This is a genomic window from Aestuariivirga sp. (assembly GCF_037139295.1).
GTDB lineage: Bacteria > Pseudomonadota > Alphaproteobacteria > Rhizobiales > Aestuariivirgaceae > Aestuariivirga.
In genome coordinates this window covers 30,706-52,299 of the sequence record NZ_JBAXGR010000007.1, presented here as the reverse complement: position 1 = coordinate 52,299, position 21,594 = coordinate 30,706, and the positions used below count along the sequence as shown (strand labels likewise).

23 protein-coding genes and 1 pseudogene are annotated in these 21,594 nt (G+C 64.9%); 7 read left to right on the top strand and 17 right to left on the bottom strand.

From position 1 onward, the window contains the following. Window positions 1-26: 26 nt before the first annotated feature. Both WCJ41_RS04030 and WCJ41_RS04025 read right to left on the bottom strand, forming a co-directional pair. Window positions 27-383, bottom strand: coding sequence for a hypothetical protein (locus WCJ41_RS04030; protein ID WP_336904546.1), 357 nt, complete (start codon window positions 381-383; stop codon window positions 27-29). Window positions 384-602: 219 nt separating this feature from the next. After that, complete coding sequence (locus WCJ41_RS04025; protein ID WP_336904545.1) at window positions 603-896, bottom strand: PepSY domain-containing protein; 294 nt, start codon at window positions 894-896, stop codon at window positions 603-605. Between the two features lie 141 nt (window positions 897-1,037). On the opposite strand from WCJ41_RS04025, the gene WCJ41_RS04020 reads away from it, so the two are divergent. Continuing rightward, entirely contained in the window at window positions 1,038-1,697 is a 660-nt protein-coding gene (locus tag WCJ41_RS04020; RefSeq protein ID WP_336904544.1) for a response regulator transcription factor, read from the top strand. Next, window positions 1,694-3,043, top strand: coding sequence for an ATP-binding protein (locus WCJ41_RS04015; protein ID WP_336904543.1), 1,350 nt, complete (start codon window positions 1,694-1,696; stop codon window positions 3,041-3,043). The genes WCJ41_RS04020 and WCJ41_RS04015 overlap by 4 nt, the downstream gene beginning before the upstream one ends. 11 nt (window positions 3,044-3,054) lie before the next feature. Here the strand turns inward: WCJ41_RS04015 and WCJ41_RS04010 are convergent, their stop codons facing one another. Both WCJ41_RS04010 and WCJ41_RS04005 read right to left on the bottom strand, forming a co-directional pair. Continuing rightward, window positions 3,055-4,581 (bottom strand): GMC family oxidoreductase, encoded by a 1,527-nt coding sequence (locus tag WCJ41_RS04010; protein WP_336904542.1) that lies wholly within the window; start codon window positions 4,579-4,581, stop codon window positions 3,055-3,057. Next, the gene (locus WCJ41_RS04005; protein WP_336904541.1) at window positions 4,578-5,279 is read right to left on the bottom strand and encodes a GntR family transcriptional regulator; all 702 of its coding nucleotides are present in this window, start codon (window positions 5,277-5,279) and stop codon (window positions 4,578-4,580) included. The genes WCJ41_RS04010 and WCJ41_RS04005 overlap by 4 nt, the downstream gene beginning before the upstream one ends. A gap of 106 nt (window positions 5,280-5,385) precedes the next feature. Here WCJ41_RS04005 and WCJ41_RS04000 point away from each other — a divergent pair, with 106 nt between their 5' ends. Both WCJ41_RS04000 and WCJ41_RS03995 read left to right on the top strand, forming a co-directional pair. Next, the gene (locus WCJ41_RS04000; protein ID WP_336904540.1) at window positions 5,386-6,498 is read left to right on the top strand and encodes an iron-containing alcohol dehydrogenase; all 1,113 of its coding nucleotides are present in this window, start codon (window positions 5,386-5,388) and stop codon (window positions 6,496-6,498) included. A 30-nt stretch (window positions 6,499-6,528) separates the two neighbouring features. Then, window positions 6,529-7,323 (top strand): SDR family oxidoreductase, encoded by a 795-nt coding sequence (locus WCJ41_RS03995; RefSeq protein ID WP_336904539.1) that lies wholly within the window; start codon window positions 6,529-6,531, stop codon window positions 7,321-7,323. Between the two features lie 10 nt (window positions 7,324-7,333). Here WCJ41_RS03995 and WCJ41_RS03990 read toward each other — a convergent pair whose 3' ends face one another. Next, on the bottom strand, window positions 7,334-7,933 hold the full coding sequence (locus WCJ41_RS03990) for a TMEM175 family protein (RefSeq protein WP_336904538.1): 600 nt from the start codon (window positions 7,931-7,933) through the stop codon (window positions 7,334-7,336). 171 nt (window positions 7,934-8,104) lie between these two features. Here WCJ41_RS03990 and WCJ41_RS03985 point away from each other — a divergent pair, with 171 nt between their 5' ends. Together WCJ41_RS03985 and WCJ41_RS03980 are read left to right on the top strand one after the other, a co-directional pair. Next, complete coding sequence (locus WCJ41_RS03985) at window positions 8,105-9,163, top strand: GlxA family transcriptional regulator (RefSeq protein WP_336904537.1); 1,059 nt, start codon at window positions 8,105-8,107, stop codon at window positions 9,161-9,163. A gap of 20 nt (window positions 9,164-9,183) precedes the next feature. Continuing rightward, window positions 9,184-9,756 (top strand): annotated as a pseudogene (locus WCJ41_RS03980) (NAD(P)H oxidoreductase). Between the two features lie 132 nt (window positions 9,757-9,888). Here WCJ41_RS03980 and WCJ41_RS03975 read toward each other — a convergent pair. The 7 genes from WCJ41_RS03975 to WCJ41_RS03945 all read right to left on the bottom strand — a co-directional run bounded on the left by WCJ41_RS03975 (window position 9,889) and on the right by WCJ41_RS03945 (window position 15,827). Beyond that, the gene (locus tag WCJ41_RS03975) at window positions 9,889-10,167 is read right to left on the bottom strand and encodes a chaperone modulator CbpM (RefSeq protein ID WP_336904536.1); all 279 of its coding nucleotides are present in this window, start codon (window positions 10,165-10,167) and stop codon (window positions 9,889-9,891) included. After that, a complete protein-coding gene (locus WCJ41_RS03970) occupies window positions 10,164-11,102 on the bottom strand; it encodes a J domain-containing protein (protein WP_336904535.1) in 939 nt (312 codons plus the stop codon). The genes WCJ41_RS03975 and WCJ41_RS03970 overlap by 4 nt, the downstream gene beginning before the upstream one ends. A gap of 83 nt (window positions 11,103-11,185) precedes the next feature. After that, entirely contained in the window at window positions 11,186-12,163 is a 978-nt protein-coding gene (locus tag WCJ41_RS03965; RefSeq protein ID WP_336904534.1) for a CoA ester lyase, read from the bottom strand. 21 nt (window positions 12,164-12,184) lie between these two features. Next, complete coding sequence (locus WCJ41_RS03960) at window positions 12,185-12,532, bottom strand: LuxR C-terminal-related transcriptional regulator (protein ID WP_336904533.1); 348 nt, start codon at window positions 12,530-12,532, stop codon at window positions 12,185-12,187. A 7-nt stretch (window positions 12,533-12,539) separates the two neighbouring features. After that, window positions 12,540-13,427 carry a succinate--CoA ligase subunit alpha gene (gene sucD, locus WCJ41_RS03955; protein WP_336904532.1) on the bottom strand — a complete coding sequence of 296 codons (888 nt, stop codon included), beginning with the start codon at window positions 13,425-13,427 and terminating at the stop codon, window positions 12,540-12,542. Continuing rightward, on the bottom strand, window positions 13,424-14,623 hold the full coding sequence (locus WCJ41_RS03950) for a malate--CoA ligase subunit beta (RefSeq protein ID WP_336904531.1): 1,200 nt from the start codon (window positions 14,621-14,623) through the stop codon (window positions 13,424-13,426). Before WCJ41_RS03950 ends, sucD begins: the two co-directional genes overlap by 4 nt. Before the next feature lie 10 nt (window positions 14,624-14,633). Continuing rightward, a complete protein-coding gene (locus tag WCJ41_RS03945; protein ID WP_336904530.1) occupies window positions 14,634-15,827 on the bottom strand; it encodes an aminotransferase class V-fold PLP-dependent enzyme in 1,194 nt (397 codons plus the stop codon). Window positions 15,828-15,997: 170 nt separating this feature from the next. On the opposite strand from WCJ41_RS03945, the gene WCJ41_RS03940 reads away from it, so the two are divergent. Then, window positions 15,998-16,612 carry a response regulator transcription factor gene (locus tag WCJ41_RS03940; RefSeq protein WP_336904529.1) on the top strand — a complete coding sequence of 205 codons (615 nt, stop codon included), beginning with the start codon at window positions 15,998-16,000 and terminating at the stop codon, window positions 16,610-16,612. Window positions 16,613-16,927: 315 nt separating this feature from the next. Here the strand turns inward: WCJ41_RS03940 and WCJ41_RS03935 are convergent, their stop codons facing one another. The 5 genes from WCJ41_RS03935 to WCJ41_RS03915 all read right to left on the bottom strand — a co-directional run bounded on the left by WCJ41_RS03935 (window position 16,928) and on the right by WCJ41_RS03915 (window position 21,590). After that, entirely contained in the window at window positions 16,928-18,589 is a 1,662-nt protein-coding gene (locus tag WCJ41_RS03935) for an alpha/beta-hydrolase family protein (RefSeq protein WP_336904528.1), read from the bottom strand. A gap of 162 nt (window positions 18,590-18,751) precedes the next feature. After that, window positions 18,752-18,901 (bottom strand): cbb3-type cytochrome c oxidase subunit 3, encoded by a 150-nt coding sequence (locus tag WCJ41_RS03930; protein WP_336904527.1) that lies wholly within the window; start codon window positions 18,899-18,901, stop codon window positions 18,752-18,754. Between the two features lie 88 nt (window positions 18,902-18,989). Further along, on the bottom strand, window positions 18,990-19,847 hold the full coding sequence (locus WCJ41_RS03925) for a dimethylsulfonioproprionate lyase family protein (RefSeq protein WP_336904526.1): 858 nt from the start codon (window positions 19,845-19,847) through the stop codon (window positions 18,990-18,992). After that, entirely contained in the window at window positions 19,840-20,649 is an 810-nt protein-coding gene (locus WCJ41_RS03920) for an ABC transporter permease subunit (RefSeq protein ID WP_336904574.1), read from the bottom strand. The genes WCJ41_RS03925 and WCJ41_RS03920 overlap by 8 nt, the downstream gene beginning before the upstream one ends. 26 nt (window positions 20,650-20,675) lie before the next feature. Then, the gene (locus WCJ41_RS03915) at window positions 20,676-21,590 is read right to left on the bottom strand and encodes an ABC transporter permease (protein ID WP_336904525.1); all 915 of its coding nucleotides are present in this window, start codon (window positions 21,588-21,590) and stop codon (window positions 20,676-20,678) included. Between the last annotated feature and the right edge of the window lie 4 nt (window positions 21,591-21,594).

Here is a 21,594-nt window from a genome sequence, read left to right as displayed (position 1 = left end):
GTCTGCTCCGATGCGCTTGTCGTTCGTCACTTCACCTGGACCTGGGCCGGCTCCGTGCCGAACAATCCGTTCTGCGGCGGGGCGACGCTTCCCGCAGGTGCTGGGGCCGCTGCGGCGGAACCGCAATTGCCTTCGTCTTCCTCGCAGGAGTCCTCGTCGTCATCACCGGCACGGTTGCTGGCGCCGGCTGCGTCTTCGTCGTCGTTCTCGTTGTCGGCAAGGATCATCGGGCGCGCAGCCTGGTCGCTGCCGAGGAGGCTGCTCAGCGGTGCTATGGCTTCACCTTCTGCGGCTTGGTGCATGGCGCTCCAGGCCGGCAGGCCGATCGCGGCGGTGAGGGCGGCGGAAGCAACGAGAAGGGTCAGGGTCTTTGTCTTGGTCATCGCTGGTCTCCTGTTTCGATGGCAGCACTCTGGCCGCAGCAACTGAGGGCTTCCTGACAGCCGCGTGAAATCAGCTTCAGCTTGGCGTCAGGATCGGAAGGGCCACTCGGGGCCTATGTGGGGAGGATGCGCCTTCATACCCCAGACAGCGCGCGCTGTCAAGGATTATTTTCCGTGTTCTGGCTTTTTCGCCTAAGTTCTTGATCGGACGGGACTGCCTCAGTCCTCTTCCTCGGCCTTTTCCGGCTGCTCGTGCTCGATCTTGAGAACCTCGAGCGTTGCCGGGTGGATGGTCGCCTCGATGCTCTTTCCGTCGCCATCCTTCGCGTCGATCTCGTAACAGCCATCGTCGATCTTGATGCGGCGCACCGTCCAGCCCTTGTCCTTGGCGAGCTGTGCCACTGCGGCGCGCGGCTGCCAGTCCGACATCGGCACGAAGCAACCCTCCTCGGCCAGCGCGGCGCCGGCCGGCATCGCTGCCAGAAAGGCCATGATCATCAGTGTCTTCCGCATCGGGCACTTCCATGTTACGGCGGGTTGAAGCCGGTTTGTGCGCCGCCAAGCTGACAGCAGCCTGAAGCCCTGCGCAAGGGCGCGTCAGGCAGGTGTCAGCCACCGCGGACAAGACAGGCCGGGCAAAGCGATCGGAGCACCATGCGAATCCTGCTGATCGAGGACGACACCATTCTGGGCGCCGCCATCCGCGACCAGATTGCCGCCGACGGCCATTCCGTCGACTGGGTGATGCGCCTCGACACGGCGCGCGACGCGCTGGCCGGTGCCGCCTTCGACCTGGTGCTGCTCGACCTGATGCTGCCCGACGGCCTCGGCCTCACCTTCCTCAAGGCGCTGCGCGGCCGCGGCGAGGTCACCCCGGTCATCATCCTCACCGCACTCGACCAGGTGTCGGACCGCATCGACGGGCTCAATGCGGGGGCCGACGACTATCTGGTGAAGCCCTTCGACCTCGCCGAACTGTCCGCCCGCATCGGCTCGGTGGCGCGCCGCTACACAGGCAACCCCAATCCCATCATCACTCACGGCACACTGGAGATCGACCGCGCCGCAAAGAGCATCAGGCGCGACGGCAAGCCCGTGGCGCTCACCGCGCGCGAGTGGGCGTTGTTCGATGCCTTCCTCGCAAGGCCGGGCCAGCTCCTCTCCAAGTCGCAGCTCGAGGAGAAGCTCTATGCCTTCGACTCAGAAGTGGAGAGCAACACCATCGAGGTGCATGTCAGCCGGCTGCGCAAGAAACTCGGCAATGACGTGATTGACACCGAGCGCGGCCTCGGCTACCGGCTGGGCGTGCCGTGAGGAGGCCCCTGAGCCTGCAGGCACGCCTCAGCATCTCGCTCGGCCTGCTGCTCACCCTGCTTTGGATCGCCGCTGCCTCGGTAACGGCACTGCTGCTGCGCGGCGAGATCAACCAGGTCTTCGATTCCGCCCTGCAGGAAACCGCCGAGCGCCTGCTGCCGCTCGCCGTCCACGACATCGTCGACCGCGAGGATGACGGCGTCACCCAGCGGCTGGGCGCGCTGCGCCAGCGCGATGAATACTTCACCTATGTGGTGCGCGACCCGACGGGGCACATCCTGCTGCAGTCGCACCTTGCCGACCCCAACATCTTCCCGCCCTATGACGGCCCGGGCTTCCGCCAGACCGAAGGCTTCCGGATCTACAACGACGATGCGCTGAAGGGCTCGGTGCGCATCTCGGTAGCAGAGCCGATGAGCCACCGTGCCACGGTGTTCTGGGAGGTGATCCTTGCCCTCGGACTGCCGCTGCTGCTGGTCATTCCGATTGCCCTCGTGGCCATCATGCTGGCGGTCAGGGCCAGCCTCGCGCCGCTGCGCCGGTTCCGCGCCAGGCTCTCGGTGCGCGGCGGGCGCGATCTCTCGCCGGTGCCACTGGTTGATCTTCCCACCGAGATCGCGCCGGTGGCCGCAACACTCAACGGCGTTCTCGCAAGGCTGAAGGCGGCGTTCGAAGCCGAACGCAGCTTTGCCTCGCATGCTGCGCACGAGTTGAGGACACCGCTCGCCGGTGCCATCGCGCAAGCGCAGCGCCTGCGCGGTGAGACGAACGACCCGGCTGCCGCCACCCGTGCCGCCGATATTGAAGCAACGCTCAAGCGCCTCACGCGCCTCTCGGAACGACTGATGCAGCTGGCCCGCGCCGAAGGCGGCCGGCTGCGCGTCGACACGCCGAGCGACCTTCGCATGGCAGCCCGCATCGTCGCGCAGGATGCGGGCCGCGCCGCCGCGCCCGATCGCCTTGCCGTGGCGCTGCCCGATGCGCCCGTCGTCTCCGACCTCGACCCTGATGCTTTCGGCATCCTGCTGCGCAACCTCATCGACAATGCGCTGCGCCACGGTGCCGAAGGCGGACTTATCAATGTCGTGCTGACGCCCCCAGGCCTCCTCACGGTTGCCAATGACGGCCCTGTCGTACCGCCCGAAATCCTGTCGCGACTGACCACGCGCTTCGAGCGTGGCGATGCGGGAAATGAAGGAAGCGGCCTCGGCCTCGCCATCGTCGCCGCCATCTCAGAGCGGCTGGGAAGCCCGCTCATGCTGCGTTCACCGCGCACGGGCAGCGACCAGGGCTTCGAGGTAGAGATCGCCCTGCCCCTCGACAGCGGCTCATCGGAAGCGCGCTGACACCTTGAGACTCAAGCGGTCTTGAACACATCCTTCAGCAGATGGTCCGACGTCCTCACTGCCTGCGCGACGATGGTGAGCGAGGGGTTCACCGCGGTGGATGACGGCAGGAACGATGCGTCGACCACATAGAGGTTGTCGAGGTCCCATGCCTTGCAGTTGGTATCGAGCACAGAGGTCTTCGGGTCGGTTCCAAAACGGGCGGTTCCGCACTGGTGCATGGCCACGGTGATGTCCATCTTCTGGGTGATGACGATGGGATAGCCCATGCTCTTCATCAGCCCCGTCCAGTGGCGCACCAGCTCGCCATGGGCCTTGAGGTTGTTGGGCGTATAGGAGACACGGATCTTGCCGTCGCCATCGACGGTGACGCGATTTTCGGGGCTTGGCAGGTCTTCGGACATGATCCACCAGTCCACGCTGCGCTCCGCAAACCAGCTCATCAGGCTCTCCGGCACCCAGCGCATGTTGGCCGTCAGCATGCCGCCCTGCAGCTTGCCGAGGCCCTGGACATTGCCGAGGGGATAGGGCTTCACGTCGTTCTTCAGATAGAAATCATTGATGCACAGCGATTTCTGGAACACGACATTGTTCCGGCGCAGCGGGTTCACCGCCATCATCGCGGTATTGTTGTGGGCCATGTAGTTGCGGCCCAGCTGGTCGGATGAATTGCCAAGCCCCTTCGGGTGCCGCTCATTGGCGGAGCGCAGCAGCAGGGCCGCCGAATTGATGGCGCCGGCACTGGAGATGAAGACCTCCGCCGCGATGACCTTGCGCTCGCCCTTCTGCTCCACCTCGATGCCCGTCACCCTGCGGCCCGAGGCATCGGTGATGAAGCGATGCACGAAGGTTTCGAGAATGAGATCGACGTTGCCGGTGGCAAGGGCCGGATCGACGAGGCGCACCTCGGCATCGTTCTTGGCGCCGAGCTTGCAGGCAAAGCCATCGCAGGTGCGACAGCGGATGCATATGCCGCCCGGATGAAGATCGATCGCGACCGGCAGCGGAAAGGGATGAAGCCCCTTCTTGCGAAGCTTCGTGTTGAGGGCCTCGATCTCCGGTTCGTGCCCGATCGCTGGATGCGGAAAGGGGCCCGAGCGCGGCGGCTCCGTCGGGTCGAGGCCCGCCTCGCCATGGGTTCCCATCAGCTGCTCGGCGATGGCGTAATAGGGTTCGAACTCGGCGTAGCCTACGGGCCAGCGCGGGGTGGTGCCCGTTTCATGCTCCATGCCTTCGAAGTCCTGCGCGCGAAAGCGCAGCGTGGCGGTGCCGAAGAACTTCGAGTTGCCGCCGACGTAGTAATAGGTCGATGGCGTGAACTCGGCGCCGCTGCGGTCACGCCAGGTTTCGCGCGTCGAATATTTGCGGTCGTGGAAGACAGCCTTCACACTCCAGTTGTCGGCCTCGCGCGGCAGCCTGGTGCCGCGCTCGATGACAAGCACCCTGACGCCTGCGCGGGCCAGCCGGTTGGCCATGGCCCCGCCACCCACGCCAGCGCCGACGATCACCACGTCATAGGACGCCTTCAAACCGTTCATCCGACCCTCTCGTTCTCTGTGCTGGCCACGGCATCCGCGAAGAGCTCGGGCTGTCCGGGATAGATGGCAGCCATCACCTCGAAGGACGTATCAAGATGGATGAGCATCGCGAGTTCGGCCTGCATGACATTGCGCCGCGCCAGCGCCTGCACGATGGCGGCATGCTGTTCCGTCACCTCGGCCAGATGGCCGGGCACCGGTGCTGACAGCTGGCGCATGCGGTCGAGCTGCACCTTGGCGAGGCCAATGAACTTCCAGATGCGCGGGTAGCCGCTGATCCGCGCAATCGCTGCGTGGAAGGCATCGTCGATCTCGAGGTAGTCGGCCAGCCGGTCCTCATCGAGGATGCGGCGCATGGCGGCGACGAGCGCGTCGAGTTCAGCCATGTCCTGATCGGTGATCGTGCTGCAGGCCCGGCGCACGCTTTCGATTTCCAGCGCCCGACGCAGCACGAAGCCCTCCTCCGCCAGCGCGAAGGAGATGCGGCTCACCCAGGTGCCCGAATGCGGGAGAATGTCGACGAGGTCTTCCTCGGCAAGTCGCTGGAGGGCTTCGCGCACCGGTGTCCGCGACACCTCGAAGCGCGCGCAGAGGTCCTTCTCGGAAATCGGGGCGCCCGGCGCCATGTCCAGGCGCACGATATCCCGGCGCAGCAACTCATATATTTTATCTGGCTTGCCCGATGGCTTGATCGACATTGATTTCAATAGCTTGGTCTACATACAGAAGGTGATTGACAGTCATTCACCGATCTGTGCCTAGTAACTCATATATCAGTTGGCCTGACAAGCAGAAAGACGGCTCATGAGCACCATCTCCTACCTCACCCGCGTGGAGTTCGGCGAAGGCGAGGTGAAGCGCCTTCAGGAGTCCCTCGACCTGCTGGGCGTGAAGAACCCCCTGATCTGCACCGACCGCGGCCTGGTGGCGACTGGGCTTGTTGAGCGGATCGCCGGTCTGCTGCGAACGCCACCCATCGTGTTCGACGCAACCCCGGCCAACCCGACCGAGGACGCGGTGCTCGAGGCCCATGCACTCTACAGGCAGGCCGGCTGCGACGGGGTTGTCGGGCTGGGCGGCGGATCAGCGCTGGACCTCGCCAAGGGCGTGCGCCTGCTCTCCGGCCATGATAGCCCGCTGGCGCAATACACGCTGGTGGCCGGCGGCCTGTCACGCATCCACGGGCGCATCTGCCCGATGATCGCGATCCCGACAACCTCGGGCACGGGCTCCGAGGTGGGCCGCGCCGCCGTCATCATCACCGCCGAGGGACGCAAGCTCGGCATCATATCGCCCCACATGCTGCCGTCGATCGCGCTTTGCGACCCTGAGCTCACCTATGGGCTGCCGCCCTTCCTCACTGCCGCCACCGGCATGGACGCGGTATCGCATTGCCTCGAGACCTTCATGGCATCGGCCTTCAACCCACCGGCGGATGCCATCGCACTCGACGGGCTGGTGCGCGGCTGGCGTTCGCTGGCCGCTGCGGTGCGCGACGGAGCCAATAAGGCGGCGCGCGCCGACATGATGATGTGTGCACTGGAAGGCGCGATGGCGTTCCAGAAGGGACTGGGTGCCGTCCATGCACTCACCCATCCGCTGGGCGCCATCCGCCAGCTCAACCTGCACCACGGCACGCTGAACGCGGTGCTGATGCCCGCCGTGCTGCGCTTCAACCGTGAGGCCATCGGGCCGAAGTGGGACAGGCTCACCGCCTTCTTCGGGCAGCCACCTGATGTGGCCATCGCGGAGCTGAACCGCGCCATCGGCATTCCCGCCGGGCTGGGTGCGCTTGGCCTCACCGAGGAGATGATGCGGCATGTGGCGGAAGAGGCGTTGAAGGACCATTGCCACGCCACCAATCCGCGCACGCCCGCCGCCGCCGACTACCTCACCATCATGCGCGAAGCCTTCTGATTACAACCGAACAAACCCGGGAGAGACAACATGTCCGCCACCGCCGACTATCGTGCGATCTTCAGTCTCGCGGGCAAGACCGCCATCGTCACCGGCGGCTCTCGCGGCATCGGCAAGGCGCTGGCGGAAGGGTTTGCAGCCCATGGCGCCAATGTTGCCATCATGGTGCGCGAGACGGTGGACCGCGCCGAGGCCGTGGCGGCCTCGATCCGCGCCCAGGGCCGCGAGGCAATGGTCATCAAGGCCGATGTCTCCAGCGAGGCCGACACCCAACGCATCGCCGATGAGGTGACCGCACGCTGGGGCCACATCGACATTCTGGTCAACAATGCGGGCATCGTGCTGCCCGCCGCCGCGGAGGACTGCACCCTCGACGACTGGCGCCGCACCATGGCAGTGAACCTCGATGGCGTGTTCCTGATGTCGCGCGCGGTGGGGCAGCAGATGATCCGCCAGAAATCCGGCTCCATCATTTCGGTGGGCTCCATGTCCGGCCGGATCGTGAACTGGCCCTTCCGCCATGCCGCCTACAATGTTTCGAAGGCCGGTGTGCACATGCTAACGAAGTGCCTGGCCACCGAATGGGCCGAGCACAACATCAGGGTCAATGCCATCGCGCCCGCCTACATCCTGACGGAACTCACCGAGGAGGTGCTGCGCGAGCACCCGGACGTCGTCAACAATTCATGGGCGAAGGGCGCCGTGCAGAACCGCATCGGCAGTGTCGATGAGTTGGTGGGCGCCACCGTCTATCTGGCATCGGGCGCGGCCAGCTTCACCACCGGCGAAATCATCACCATCGATGGTGGACTGACGCTGCGCTGAACCAGTGCTCCTAGGCGCGACGCAAGATGCGCTGCAGGAACGGGCTCGCCGCGTTGAGCAGATAGGCATACATGCTGTAGCGCGGCGCCACGAAGGCTAGCGCACAGGACAGCAGTGCGGTGACGATCAGAACCGTGAGATCGAACCTGCCCCCCACGGCTTTGCCCGGCGTTTCCTGTGCTGCCAGCAGTTCGGCAGCACGCCGTGAGGAGAGGGCCGCGAAGACGGTGACCGCCGCATAGAGGCAGATCGCCGGCCAGAGATCGCCATAGAGCCCGACGAGCTTGGTGGCGAAGGGCGTGAGCGTCACGAAGAACAGGTGGACGATCACCGCCCAGGCATAGCCGTTGCTGCACCAGCCATCCGAGCCATGGTCCCTGGCGTTCCTCAGCCAGCGCGCACCGAGAACGGTGAAGGAGATCACATAGACGAGGAGGTTGTCCTGCAACTGCCCCAGCAGGGCGAGCAGCTGATCGGTGTTGGACACCTGATCGCCCGATGGCAGATCGAGGCTGATCACCAGCAGCGTCATGGCAAAGGCGTAGACGCCATCCGTCAGCGCATCGAGCCTCTGCTTCGATACGCCCGTCGACTTCAGCTCATCCACCATCCCGGCCGCTCCAGACTCCGATAGGACCAATATTGGATAAGGCACGCCCGTCACGTGGGCAAGGACGGAAGCCATGGCCGGAAAAGGCAGGCCGCCTACGAAGGCTGTTCCGGCCAGCGCGGCGTGATACAGTCGGGCTCGCAAAGCCCGGTCTGCGCCGGGTCGGGTTGAATGATGCTACGAGACGCCACGACAACGGATACACAGCTGAGCGAGGCGGACCGCGACCGCTTCGTGAGCAAGGGGGCGGCCTTCTTTTCGCTCGGCCAGCCGGCGGCAACCCGCGACTTCTATTTCATGATGCTGCCGAAGATGACGATGCTGGCCTTTTCCGCCGCAGTCGAACCCTTGCGCATCGCCAACCAGCTGACGGGCAAATGCCTCTATCGCTGGTACCTGCTGTCGGAGGACGCACTGCCCGTGCGCTGCTCGAATGCCGTCTCGATCGTGGTGGACGGCGGGCTGACGGAGACGAAGTCGGGCGACACGGTGTTCGTGTGCTCCGGTGTCGATGGCTATCTCGCAGCGTCACAGCGCACGATCTCCTGGCTGCGTGACCAGGCACGGCATGGCCGCACCATCGGCGGGGTCTGCACCGGCGCCTTCACGCTCGCACGCGCCGGCCTGCTGCAGGACAAGCGCTTCACCCTGCACTGGGAGAACCAGCCGGCCTTTGAGGAGATCTTCCCCGATCTTCCCATCACCAACCAGATCTACTGCCGCGACGGGCAGATCATCACCTGCGGCGGCGGCGATGCGGGCATCGACCTGCTGGTGTCGCTGATCGAGGAAAACCACGGCACGGGGCTTGCCACCAAGGTCGCCGAGATGTGCCTCCATGGCATCCCGCGCGGGGAGGGCAACAAGCAGCGGCTTTCGATTGCCGCCGAGCTTGGTGTGCGGCATCCCAAGCTCTCTGCCATCCTCAACGACATGCGCGCCGGCTTCGCCGGGGACATCGATGTCGAGCACCTGGCGGCCAGGCATGGCCTGTCCCGGCGGCAGATGGAGCGGCTGTTCCACGATCGCCTCAAGACGTCACCCGCCGCGCGGCTGAGGGACATCCGCGTTGACCAGGCGCACAGCCTGATTTCGGAAACCGACATGTCGCTGATGGAAATTGCGGTGGCCTGCGGCTTCCAGTCCCAGGCTGCGCTGCGCAAGGCCTATCGGCAGCGCTTCGGCGTCGTGCCATCCTTCAAGATGCGGCAGCAGCCAAACAAGCCATAGACCCTCGCGGGTGAAAGGAGATGGAGATGAAAGTGCTGGTGGTGTTCGATCATCCGCGGCGGGACTCCTTTTGTGGTGCCGTGGCAGACAGCCTGATGGCGGGACTGCGGAGCGCAGGCCATGTGCCCGAGCTCGCCAATCTCCGCGCCGAGGGCTTCGACCCGCGGCTGCCCGTCGATGACGAGCCGGACTGGGATGACAATGAGAAGGTCTATTCACCGGATGTGCTGGCCGAGCAGGCGCGCATTGCCCGCAATGATGCGATCGCCTTCGTGTTTCCGGTGTGGTGGTGGTCCTTCCCCGCCACCACCAAGGGCTGGATCGACCGCGTGTGAAACAATGGCTGGGCCTATGGCTCACGCAAGCTGAAGCTCAACGCGGCATTGCTCATCGGCACGGCATCAGGTGGCCCCGAGACCTATGCCAAGCGCGGCTACGACGAGGCGATGCGGGTTCAGCTCAATGTCGGCATCATGAATTATTGCGGCATCCCCAAGTCGCAGCTCGAGATCATGTATGACGTGATGGAGGACGATGCCACGCGCCGCGCCCTGCTGGACAGGGCGCGGCAGCTGGGTGCGAGCTGGTTCTGAATTCAACTCACGCGCTCGTCCCTCAACTCATCCTGCGCGGGCTCGACCCGGGCATCCTTGTGGTGGCCGCCAGAAAAGACGCCCGGGTCAAGCCCGGGCGCGATGAAAGGTGGGGGAGGCCGAAGCAGCCAATCACTCCTCCGTCTTGGTGCTTCCGATCCGGTTGGAGAGCGCCCAACGCAGGCTGTGGATCTGGTCGACGAGATTGAGGATCACGCCCACACCTTCTTTGTTGACGCCCAGGTCGCCCTGCAAGTCGCGGATCAATCCGGCGCGTGCGAGGTCGGCCTCGGAGAACAGCGGCTCGGGGTCTGCCTGTTCGGGCGACAGCCACTCTTCCTGGATCCACACTTCCAGCGTCTGCTGGTCGAGGTGGGTGCGAAGCAGAAATTCGGTTCTGGGGATGATCATGACTGCATGTCCCGACGCGGATCATAGCTGGACCCCGGCGTCCAGCCGGAGAGGAATTTTTCGAGTTCAGGGTCAGGCTCGCTCGGCACCATGACCTTGAGCTTCACCAGCTCGTCGCCATGGCCGCCACCCCGCTTCGGAACGCCCTTGCCCTTGAGGCGCAGCGTGGTTCCGGTGTTGGAGCCCTTCGGTACCGTGGCCATCACGGCCCCTGTCGTCGTGGGCACCTTCACCTTGCCGCCCAGCAGGGCTTCGGAAATGGTGATGGGCAGCTCGACGATAATGTCATCGCCCTCGCGCTTGAAGAAGCGGTGCGGGCGGATGGTGATGGCCACCAGTGCATCACCCGGTGGGCCTTCGCCGCGAGATGGCGCACCCTTGCCGCGCAAACGCAGCACCTGGCCCTCTTCGATCCCCGCCGGAATGGTGACGTCGAGCGAGCCGCCATCCGGCAGCGTGATGCGGCGCGTGGCGCCGTTCACGGCATCGAGGAAATCGACCTCGAGTTCATAGGAGCGGTCGGCACCTGGTGCCCGGCGGGCCTGCTGCTCACGGCGGCGCAGCAGCTCGGCGAGGAAATCATCCTGCTGGGCGAAATCATCGAAGCCCGACGAGGCGCTCTGGTAGCGCCGACCGCTGGCTGCCTCCGCATAGTCCTTGTAATAGCGCTCATGCTGGCGCTCAGCGCCCGTGGCATCGATCTCGCCCGCATCGAAGCGGCGGCGCTTCTCGGTGTCCGACAACAGGTCATAGGCGCCGGCCACCTGCTTGAACTTCTCCTCCGCCGACTTGTCGCCGGGGTTGAGGTCTGGATGCAGCTTCTTGGCCAGCTTGCGATACGCCGACCTGATCTCGTCAGGCGTCGCGGTCTTGGCCACGCCCAGAATGTCATATGGATCTTTCAATCGAGCCCTCCAACGGGTGCAGGGGGCCATTATAGGTCAGCGCAGGGGCTCACCGAAACCGAATTTTCGCTTAGGAACAGGCGTCGGGGGGACTGCCCCCCGCGCCTTGCACCTCAATGGGCGGCGATTTGCGCCGCCTTCTCGACCAGCACCTGGGCCTGGCGGATCGAGGCATAGTCGATCAGGCGGCCATCGAGCGAGACGGCACCCTTGCCCTGGGCTTCCGCCTCCTTCATCGCTTCGAGGATGCGCCGGGCGCGCGTCACTTCGGCATCCGACGGGCTCATCACCTCGTTGGCGAGCGCAATCTGCGAGGGGTGGATGGCCCACTTGCCTTCGCAGCCCAGCACGGCGGCACGCGCTGCGGCAGCCTTGAAGGCATCGGGGTCGGAGAAGTTGCCGAAGGGACCATCGACGGGGCGCAAGCCATTGGCGCGTGCCGCCACCACCATGCGGGCGATGGCATAGTGCCACATGTCACCCCAGTGCACCTGCCGCGAATTATCCGCCAACGGCTCGGTGAGCACGGCGTAGTCGGCATTGGCGCCACCGATCGAGGTGGTTCGGGCGCGCGTCGAGGCCGCATAGTCGGCAACGCCAAAATGCAGCGACTCGTTGCGCTTGGAAGCCGCCGAAATCTCGTGCACGTTCTGCATGCCGAGGGCCGTCTCGATGATGAGTTCGAAGCCGATGCGCTTCTTGCGGTTCTTCGCGGTCTCGACCTGGGTCACCAGCATGTCCACCGCATAGACGTCCGACGCGGTGCCGACCTTGGGGATCATGATGAGGTCGAGGCGATCGCTTGCCTGCTCCAGCACATCGACCACGTCACGATACATGTAGTGCGTATCGAGGCCGTTGATGCGCACCGACAGGGCCTTGTTGCCCCAGTCGATGTCGCCGATGGCCTGGATGATGTTCTTGCGGGCCTGCGCCTTGTCATCGGGCGCCACCGCGTCCTCGAGATCGAGGAACACGACGTCGGCAGCGGACTTCGCCGCCTTTTCGAACATCTGGGGCTGGCTGCCGGGGACGGCCAGTTCGCTGCGGTTCAGGCGGGCTTTCGCCTGTTCGACGTTAAAGAAGCTCATGATTGTTCCTAATGTAAAAGGTCAGGCGGCTTTGCGCCGGCGCAGGATTTCGGCCTGCGCCGCTTCGGGGTCGAAGAGGCCGTTCTCGAAGACATAGCGCACCAGCTGGTGGCGGCGGTAAAGACCCATCTCGCGGATGGCGCGAGACATGTGAGCCTTCACCGTCGCGCTGCACACGCCGAGGAGGAATGCGATTTCCTTGTCGGCGAGGCCGCAGCACACGAGCTGCAGCACCAGCATCTGCATGGCCGAGAGGCGGCAGGGCTTGGGATCATAACGGTAGGAGCGGAGCTCCGGCACGATGTTGATCGTGCCGGACGCGGTGGTGCTGCGCCCCAGGCGCATGGGGGTTTCCAGAGGCAGGTTCATGGATACCTCACGCCGCCTTGAGGACCTTCTGCGCCGTGCTGCCGATTTCGGCAGGGGTCGGCGCAATGGCAACGCCCACGTCACGCAGCAGTTCCACCTTCTCGGAGGCACCCTCGCCGAAGGCCTGGATGATGGCGCCGGCATGGCCCATCTTGCGGCCCTTGGGCGCCGACAAGCCTGCGACATATGCAATCACCGGCTTGGTCATGTGGTCGCGGATGTATTCCGCGGCCTCTGCCTCCTGCGGGCCGCCGATCTCGCCAATTATGACGACCGCATGGGTCTCGGGATCCGCCTCGAAGAGTTCGAGGATGTCCTTGAACGAGGAGCCGTTGATCGGGTCACCGCCGATGCCCACGCTGGTGGAAACGCCGATGCCGAGTTCCATCATCTGTGCGGCGGCTTCATAGCCCAGCGTGCCGGAGCGACCGACGATGCCGACGTTGCCGGGGATGTAGATGTTGCCCGGCATGATGCCCATCATCGCCTTGCCGGGCGAGATGAGGCCCGCGCAGTTGGGGCCGATCAGGCGCATGCGGTTTTCCGCCCTGTAGCGGCGCATGTAGCGCTTCACCCGGATCATGTCCTGGCTGGGGATGCCATCGGTGATGGCAACGCAGAGGCGGATGTTGGCATCTGCTGATTCCATGATGGAGTCGGCCGCGAAGGGCGGCGGCACGAAGACGATCGAGGCGGCGGCCCCGGTCTTCGCCACGGCTTCCTTCATCGTGTCGAAGACGGGAAGCCCGTCCTGCATGGTGCCGCCCTTGCCGGGGGTCACACCACCAACGATGTTGGTGCCATATTCGCGCATTTCCTTTGCGTGGAAGGAGCCGATCTTGCCGGTGATGCCCTGCACCAGAACCGGCGTGGTACGGTCGAGAAGGATGCTCATGCGTTCACCACCTTGAGGCCAACGGTGTTGGCGTTGTTCTTCCAGGCTGCCACCGCGCGCTCGGCGGCTTCGGCCAGTGTATTGGCACGGATGATGGGGAGCCCTGAGCGCGCCAGGATGCGGCGGCCCTCCTCCACATGCGTTCCCGCCAGGCGCACGATGACCGGCACGTTTACGGGGCTCTTCTCCAGCGCCTGGACCACGCCTTCGGCAACCCAGTCGCAGCGGTTGATGCCGGCGAAGATGTTGACGAGGATGGCCTCGACGTTCTTGTCCATGGTGACGAGCTTGAAGGCCTTGGCCACGCGCTCGGGTGTTGCGCCGCCACCGATGTCGAGGAAGTTGGCAGGCTCGCCGCCGGCCAGCTTGATCATGTCCATGGTGGCCATCGCGAGGCCCGCACCATTGACGATGCAGCCGATCTTGCCGGCAAGCCCGACATAGGCGAGGCCGCGGTCATTGGCGTGGGTCTCGCGCGGGTCTTCCTGGCTCTTGTCGCGGAGCTCGGCGACGGCCGGGTGGCGGAACAGCGCGTTGTCGTCAAAGGTCATCTTGGCGTCGAGCGCCACGACATGGTCGTCTTCCGTGACGATCAGCGGATTGATCTCCAGCATCGTCGCGTCGAGTTCCTCGAAGGCGCGGTAGCAGCCCATGATGGCGTTGACAGCCGACTGGATCTGCGACGGCTTGAGGCCGAGCGCAAAGGCGATCTCGCGCGCCTGGAAGGCCTGCATGCCAACGGCGGGTTCAACACTGACCTTGACGATGGAGTCCGGCTTCTCCGCCGCGATCTCCTCGATCTCCATGCCGCCCTCGGAGGAGGCGACGACCATCACGCGCTCGGACTTGCGGTCCAGCACGAAGCCCAGATAGAGCTCCTTGGCGATGGCGACGCCACCCTCGATGTAGATGCGGCCGACGATCTTGCCGGCGGGGCCGGACTGGTGCGTCACCAGCTTCTTGCCGAGCAGTTCGTCGGCGGCATCGGCCACCTCGTCTTCCGAGCGGCAGAGCTTGACGCCGCCGGCCTTGCCGCGGCCGCCAGTGTGCACCTGCGCCTTGACCACCCACAGCTTGCCGCCGATTTCGCGCGCGCGGTAGGCTGCCTGCTCGGGGCTGTAGGCGAGCGCACCCTTGGGCGTGGCCACGCCGAAGCGGGCGAGGATTTCCTTGGCCTGATACTCATGAATGTCCATGTTTGTCTCCTCAGGCCGCGTTCTTCAGCGAAGCGGCAGTCGTGGCGCCGCGATAATATTCAATGGCTGCCCCCACGCCCGAACCTGCCGTCACCGGCACGCCGAGGTCGCGCATGGCCATTTCGGAACCGGCAATCGCCTGCAGGCACATGATCTCGTTGAGGTCGCCGAGGTGGCCGATGCGGAACACCTTGCCCGCCACCTTGTTGAGGCCCATGCCGAGCGACATGTTGTAGCGGGTGTAGGCATGACGCACGAGGGCTGCACTGTCGAAGCCCTCGGGCAGCAGGATGGCGCTGACCGTATCGGAGTGCCACTTCGGTGCTGCGGCACAGAGCCTGAGGCCCCAGGCCGAAACGGCCTGGCGCACGCCCTCGGCGAGGCGGAAGTGGCGGGCGAAGACGTTGTCCAGGCCCTCGTCAAGCAGCAGGTCGGTCGCGGCCCTCAGTGCACGGAGCATGTGGAGCGGCGGGGTATAGGGGAAAAAGCCGTCCTTGTTGGTCTTCATCATGTCTTCGAAATCGAAGTAGCAGCGGCGCATGCCGGCGGCCTTGCGGGCGGCGAGCGCCTTCTCCGAGACGGCGAGGATGGCGAGGCCGGCGGGCATCATGAAGCCCTTCTGCGAACCCGACACGCAGATGTCGACGTTCCACTCGTCCATGCGGAAATCGATGGAGGCGAGCGAGCTCACCGCATCCACGAAGAGGAGGGCGGGATGATGCGCATCATCCATCGCCTTGCGCACGCCGGCGACATCGCTGGTCACGCCCGTGGCGGTTTCATTGTGGGTGACGAGCAAGGCCTTGTACTCATGCGCCTTGTCGGCCTTGAGCTTTTCGGCGAAGATCTCGACGGGAACGCCCTCGCCCCACGGCACGTCGACCACGTCGACCTCGAGGCCCATGCGGGTGCACATGTCGGCCCACAGCAGCGAGAACTGGCCGAAGCGGGCGATCAGCACCTTGTCGCCGGGCGACAGGGTGTTGGTCATCGCGGCTTCCCAGCCACCGGTGCCCGATGCCGGGAACAGGAAGACCTGCGCCTTTTCGGTCTTGAACACCTTCTTCACGTCGGCGAAGAGCGGCAGGGTGAAGGCGGGCAAGTCCGGCGCGCGCTGGTCTTCCATCGAAATGTCCATCGCGAGGCGGACCGCCTGGGGCACGTTGGTGGGGCCCGGAATGAAAAGGCCGCGAGTTCCTGGCATTGATTTTCTCCCATGTGTTTTGTTGTTGCACCCACCATGGGCGGGTAGGCGCAATTTGAAAACACCCGGAAAACCAGCCTTTTGGCATCCGTTAGGGTGGGTATTTTGCCATTTTTTCCGGCTGTAAATTCCGCTTGTCAGGGGTTACACCCACCCGATAGGGTAGGTTTATGACAGAAATTCGCAGTGTCATCGTTGCCGACCCCAACACCATCATGCTCCAGGCCCTGTCGGACCTGTTCGAGCGCGACAAGCGCTTCAGCCTGGTGGCCACCTCCAAGACGGCCGAGGGCTTCCTCGAATCCTGCCTGCGCGTACCGGTCGACATCGGCATCGTGGACTGGACCATCCCGCAGCTGGGGGCCGAACGGCTGCTGGGCATCTTGCGTGACCGGCCGGATGCTCCGCGCATCATCGTCTATTCCGGCAGCAGCGACCCGGACCTGCCGCGCCGCGCCATGGCGGCGGGGGCGGCGGCCTTCCTCACCCGCGATGCGCCGGAACAGCAGCTGCTGGATGTGGCCGCCACGGTGGCGGCGGGCCGCATGGTGTTTCCCTACATGGATGTGCGCGGGCTGAAGCGCGACCCGCGCGACAGCCTGACGGAGCGCGAGAAGACCCTGCTCGCCGCACTGGCCAAGGGCCGCACCAACATCGAGCTTGCAGCCGAACTCGATATATCGATCAACACGGTGAAGTTCCACCTCCGGAACCTTTACGAGAAGCTCGGCCTCAACAACCGCTCGCAGGCGATTGCCTTCTATTATGCGAATGCGGTGTCGTAGGCGCACCGTCACGCCGTCACCCCACCCCTCCCCTTCCTGGCGTCACCCCGGCGAAGGCCGGGGTCCAGCTTTGGGCGTTGGAGCTTGTTGACAGCTGGATCCCGGCCTTCGCAGGGATGATGGCAGAGAGAGTGGTGCACAAAGGCCGCAGGTGACCGCTGAATGGCTTTCTTCCTCTCTCAGCTAGGGTCCTAGATGCCTACTGATACGCCCAAAAGCAATCGTTACGAATTGATCTGTGTGAAGGCGCGGAAAGCTGGGCCCCAGCTTTCGCTGGGGTGACGGAACGTGGAAGACGAGGCAGGGTGATTGCTCTCAGAGATCCTTCGCTTCCATCCAGTCGTCGAGCTTCTGCATCTCGGCATCGCCGAAATTCTCCGGCTGGATGAGGGCGCGCCAGCCTGCCGCATAATCACGCGCTGCATAGACATGGCCGCGGCCCTTCGGCACCGTCGTTGCCGTCATCATGTCGAAGGCGAGCTGAATGAAGGTGATGCCGGGATACCAGGTGAGTGCAGGTGAAACACCGGCCCCGCGCGGCGCCTTCATCCAATCAGGCTCCCTGCGCCACATGCCGGTCTCGAAGAAGGTGATCGCGTCAGAAGGATATTGCAGATAGGCGATCTTCACCGGTCCCCAGCCAGGGGCCGCCAGCTCGCTGCGGTCACTCGCGTTGAAGAAGCGGAACACGGCGGGCGTGCGCGGCTGCGGCAGCCAGGCAGGTGAACCCTTTGCGCGCGTCGCTGTCACCTGGTTCCAGGTGCGGCTGGCGAAGGGTGGCCCCGCCCACAGCGCGCCCTCGAACGGGTCGCCCAGCAGTGCATAGGCATCGGTGGCGAGATCCGAATTGAGCGAGCCCAGGCTGAGGCCGAAAAGGAACAGGCGCGGGCGCTGGTCGCGCGGCAGGCTGCGCCAGTGGCCGTAGATGGTGTCGAACACCGCCTCCGCCGTCTCCTCGCCATAGATGGGATCGACGAACAGTGTGAGCCAGCTCGGCAGGTAGGAATACTGCACCGAGACAGACGCGAGGTCGCCGCCCGTCATCACCTCGAGCGGCAGCATGGAAGCTGGGTCCACCCAGCCAGTGCCGGTGGGCGAGGCAATGACCAGGAACCTGCGGCTGAAGGCGTTGGTGCGCTTCAGCTCGGCCAATGCAAGGTCGGCGCGCTCCTGCGGCGTCTCGGCGGAATTGAGGCCCACATAGATCTGCAGCGGGTCCTTCGCCTCGTGGCCGGTGATCGCGGTGATCTCCGTTGCCGTCGGTTGCGACAGCACGCGGAGCCGACCCTGCCGACCGAGATCTTCCCACTGCACAAGGGATGCGGCACTGCCGGCCTTCATCGGGTCCGCGGGCTGGGCCTCTTCCGGCGGGATCAATGCGTCGACCCGGCGGTAGGATGAATCGAGCCCGCGCAGCAGTGCATCGAGCAGGACACCGTTGCCGATGGACCAGAACACCCAGGAGGCAAGCACCACCGCGATGAGAACAGCCAGCCGCGGCGGCAGCACGCGGCGCAAGGGCGCACTGACGAAATCACGCAGCGCCGCGAAGAAGCGCCCCGCCAGCATCAGCACCACGATGAGCAGCAGGCCCACGGCGATGAGGATGAACGGCCAGTTTCCGCCATTGGGCTGCATGTCGAGGGCGCGGCGCACCTCGTCCTGCCAGCCATCTCCCTTGAAGGCCGCGACCAGCATGATGATGACCGCGGCAACGGCGGACAGCACACGGATCGGATTCAACAGCAGCCTTGGCAGAACCGGCAACCCGAGCCACACCCACAGCGCCAGAACGGCGACAGCCAGCGCATAGCCCGCAGCAAAGCACAAGCCGCCGATCGCACCCTGCAAGAGGCCATCACGCGGGATCAGGCTCGGCGTCAGGGCAGCGGCCCAGAACAGCGCACCGAGAATCAGCCCCGCGGCCGAGAGCGGTCCGGCCAGGCGGTTATAGAGGGCAAGGGTGAGTTTTCCCAATTGCGTGTCGCTCCGTCATTCAGCCGGAGGAAGACACTCGCGTGCCGCTCCTGTCAAGCGCAGCGATCAGACTCGGAGACGGCGTTCACGGCGCCAGCGTCGTCACGGGGCAATGCGCCTGCGCCATGCAGACAGCTTGCGCGAATCCCCGGCAAGGATGCGTCACTTGACGGGAGGGTCGTCCTCCAGCGGCACGCGGGCCTCTTCCTCAAATTCCTTTTTGCGCTTGGGGTTCAGCGCATAGACAAGCACGGCCACGAAGGCCAATGGCACGGCCCAAAGCCACCATGCGGACAGGATATTCTGCATCATCGTTCTTCTCCTCGTCTGGGCAGGACGAGAACACGAATCGCCGTGCCGAGGCAACGCTCATGATGCGCCGGGGCCAATGCCCGCCCCTTCATGCGATGACCCGTTCTTCCAGCTCCTTCCAGTCACCTGCCGGTATCACCCGTGCGGGCGCATTCACGTCACGCGTCCAGGCGAAGATGCAGAGAAAGGGTGTGCGCCCCACCTTCGTCAGATGCGGCTGGAGCGACGGGTTCCACACCGGCTCTCCCGCCGGCTTGATGATGAGCGGCCTGTCAGGCGCGAAGCGCCAGCCATGGGGGCCGGTGAGCGGAGCATAGAGCTCAGGTGCGGGGTGACAGTGGTCGCGATAAAGCACATGGGGCGCGATCAGGAACAGGCCGAGCTCGAATTCCTGCGCGCGCAAGGGGGCATCGCCGCCGGCAATGGGGGCAAAGGCGTGACCTTCGGCGAAGCTGTCGCCAATCTCTTTGGGGGGATAGAGGTCGTAACTGATCCAGGCGAGGTGTGGCGCGGCAGCGGCGATTGCCCGCGCGAGATGCGGCTGCGTCATCTCCACCTGCTGCAGGGCAGGCTGAAGCCAGCGCTCCGCCACGGGGTGCGAGCTTGCAGGCCCGCCCGTCACCTCGGTCGCGCATCGTGACAGCCCGGCCTGCACCTCCGCGCTGCCCGGATGCCACAGGGATCCAAGATAGTCCCGTGCCTCGCTGAACAGCGCGCTCATGGCGGCGCACCGCCCGGTGGATGGCGGCAGGGCGGGTGGCAGTCTTCGCTCCGCCAGAAGCAAGGCGGGGTCGCGCGCGTCGAAGGGCGACGCCTCACGATAGACGTCGAGCTGGGCCTCGCTCATCACGTCGCGGCGGAACAGCTCCATGGCGGCGCCATAGCGCACGCGGCCGGAGCCCGCGATGCCAAGCGGCGTGTGCAACAGGCGAAGAGCTTCATCCATTGGCGCGGAAGGCCATCTGCTCGTCACGCTGGCGGCGGTGTTCGGCGCGGTTCATGGCGATGCCGGCAATGACGACGCCCACTGCGACGACGCTCACCATCAGCGTGGCCAGGGCGTTGATGTCCGGCGTGACGCCGAGCTTCACCTTCGACCAGATGAGCAGCGGCAGCGTGGTGCTGCCGGGGCCGGTGGTGAAGGAGGTGATGACCACGTCATCGAGCGAGATCGTGAAGGCGAGGAGCCAGCCCGACATGATGGCGGGTGAAATGACAGGAATCGTCACGTCGCGCAGAACCTCCCAGGGGCGAGAGCCCAGGTCCATCGCCGCCTCCTCGATCGAGCGGTCGGACTGCAGCATGCGGGCCTGAACGATCGTGGTGACGAAGACCATGGAGAAGGTGATGTGTGCCAGCGTCACCGTGGTGAAGCCGCGCTGGGCGGGCCAGCCGATCCACTGTGCCATGAGGATGAAGAACATCAGCGAGGAAATGCCGGTGATCACCTCCGGCATGATGAGGGGCGCGGTGACCAGCCCCGAGAACACCAGCCGCCCGCGGAACTTGGTGAAGCGGGCGAGTGCGATGCCCGCCATGGTGCCGAGAATGGTGGCAATGGTGGCGGAGACGAGCGCAATCTCCAGCGACAGGATCAGCGCATCGATCACCTGCTTGTTGGAGAACAGCGAGACATACCATTTGGTGGAGAAGCCGCCCCAGACGCTGGCCAGCCGCGATGCGTTGAAGGAATAGACGATCATCGAGAGGATGGGGATGTAGAAGAAGGCGAAGCCGAACGCCAACATGCTGAGAAGGAAGGTGTGGCGGCGCTTCACTTGGAGCCCTCCGCCTTGGCCTGGTAGTGGCTGTAGATCATGGCGGGCCCCACCATCAGCACCAGCAGCACGACTGCGATGGCAGAGGCCATCGGCCAGTCGCGCGCCGAGGAGAACTGGTCGGAAATCACCCGCCCGATCATCGGGCTCGAGGCATCGCCGACGAGCGTGGGAATCACGAGTTCGCCCGCCGCCGGAATGAACACCAGCATGCCGCCGGCCACGATGCCGGGAATGCTCTGCGGCAACGTCACGTCGAGGAACACCTGCCAGGGCCTGGAGCCGAGGTCGAGTGCCGCCTCGTCGAGCGTCGGGTCGAGGCGCTCGAGGCTCGCGTAGAGCGGCAGGATCATGAAGGGCAGGTAGGTGTAGACCATCACCAGCACGACGGCGAAGTTCGAATGCATCATCGGCATGAAGTCGACGGCCCAGCCTGCAGGCACGATGGCATTCCAGATCTTGGTGATGCCTTCATTGAACCAGCTGGAGCGGCCCATCAGCCCCATCCACGCGTAGACGCGCAGCAGGAAAGACGTCCAGAACGGCAGGATCACCAGCATCAGCAGGATGTTGCGCCAGCTCTTCGACACGCGGGTGAGGCCCAGCGCCATGGGATAGCCGATGAGCAGGCAGAAGATGGTGGCGATGCCGGCACTGACCAGCGATGTGATGAAAGCGCGGAAGTAGAGCGTGTCACTGACGGCGCGCACATAGCCCTGGAAATTGAGCAGCGGATAATCGCCGCCAAAGGAGATGGGCGGTGCCGTCGGCGTCTTGGTGCCGAGGCTCATGGCCACCACGATCAGGAAGGGCAGGAGGAAGAACAGCAGCAGCCAGACATAGGGCGCGCCGATCAGCACGTCGGACCAGCCCCTGCGGTCGAACCAGCGCGCCGGCTGCCAGTCCTCCATCGAT

Bases quoted from the DNA above. Each gene is read 5' to 3' on its own strand.
- WCJ41_RS04030 (WP_336904546.1), bottom strand. From the start codon at position 383: ATGACCAAGACAAAGACCCTGACCCTTCTCGTTGCTTCCGCCGCCCTC.
- WCJ41_RS04025 (WP_336904545.1), bottom strand. From the start codon at position 896: ATGCGGAAGACACTGATGATCATGGCCTTTCTGGCAGCGATGCCGGCC.
- WCJ41_RS04020 (WP_336904544.1), top strand. From the start codon at position 1,038: ATGCGAATCCTGCTGATCGAGGACGACACCATTCTGGGCGCCGCCATC.
- WCJ41_RS04010 (WP_336904542.1), bottom strand. From the start codon at position 4,581: ATGAACGGTTTGAAGGCGTCCTATGACGTGGTGATCGTCGGCGCTGGC.
- WCJ41_RS04005 (WP_336904541.1), bottom strand. From the start codon at position 5,279: ATGTCGATCAAGCCATCGGGCAAGCCAGATAAAATATATGAGTTGCTG.
- WCJ41_RS04000 (WP_336904540.1), top strand. From the start codon at position 5,386: ATGAGCACCATCTCCTACCTCACCCGCGTGGAGTTCGGCGAAGGCGAG.
- WCJ41_RS03995 (WP_336904539.1), top strand. From the start codon at position 6,529: ATGTCCGCCACCGCCGACTATCGTGCGATCTTCAGTCTCGCGGGCAAG.
- WCJ41_RS03990 (WP_336904538.1), bottom strand. From the start codon at position 7,933: ATGGTGGATGAGCTGAAGTCGACGGGCGTATCGAAGCAGAGGCTCGAT.
- WCJ41_RS03985 (WP_336904537.1), top strand. From the start codon at position 8,105: ATGATGCTACGAGACGCCACGACAACGGATACACAGCTGAGCGAGGCG.
- WCJ41_RS03975 (WP_336904536.1), bottom strand. From the start codon at position 10,167: ATGATCATCCCCAGAACCGAATTTCTGCTTCGCACCCACCTCGACCAG.
- WCJ41_RS03970 (WP_336904535.1), bottom strand. From the start codon at position 11,102: ATGGCCCCCTGCACCCGTTGGAGGGCTCGATTGAAAGATCCATATGAC.
- WCJ41_RS03965 (WP_336904534.1), bottom strand. From the start codon at position 12,163: ATGAGCTTCTTTAACGTCGAACAGGCGAAAGCCCGCCTGAACCGCAGC.
- WCJ41_RS03960 (WP_336904533.1), bottom strand. From the start codon at position 12,532: ATGAACCTGCCTCTGGAAACCCCCATGCGCCTGGGGCGCAGCACCACC.
- sucD (WP_336904532.1), bottom strand. From the start codon at position 13,427: ATGAGCATCCTTCTCGACCGTACCACGCCGGTTCTGGTGCAGGGCATC.
- WCJ41_RS03950 (WP_336904531.1), bottom strand. From the start codon at position 14,623: ATGGACATTCATGAGTATCAGGCCAAGGAAATCCTCGCCCGCTTCGGC.
- WCJ41_RS03945 (WP_336904530.1), bottom strand. From the start codon at position 15,827: ATGCCAGGAACTCGCGGCCTTTTCATTCCGGGCCCCACCAACGTGCCC.
- WCJ41_RS03940 (WP_336904529.1), top strand. From the start codon at position 15,998: ATGACAGAAATTCGCAGTGTCATCGTTGCCGACCCCAACACCATCATG.
- WCJ41_RS03930 (WP_336904527.1), bottom strand. From the start codon at position 18,901: ATGATGCAGAATATCCTGTCCGCATGGTGGCTTTGGGCCGTGCCATTG.
- WCJ41_RS03925 (WP_336904526.1), bottom strand. From the start codon at position 19,847: ATGGATGAAGCTCTTCGCCTGTTGCACACGCCGCTTGGCATCGCGGGC.
- WCJ41_RS03920 (WP_336904574.1), bottom strand. From the start codon at position 20,649: ATGTTGGCGTTCGGCTTCGCCTTCTTCTACATCCCCATCCTCTCGATG.
- WCJ41_RS03915 (WP_336904525.1), bottom strand. From the start codon at position 21,590: ATGGAGGACTGGCAGCCGGCGCGCTGGTTCGACCGCAGGGGCTGGTCC.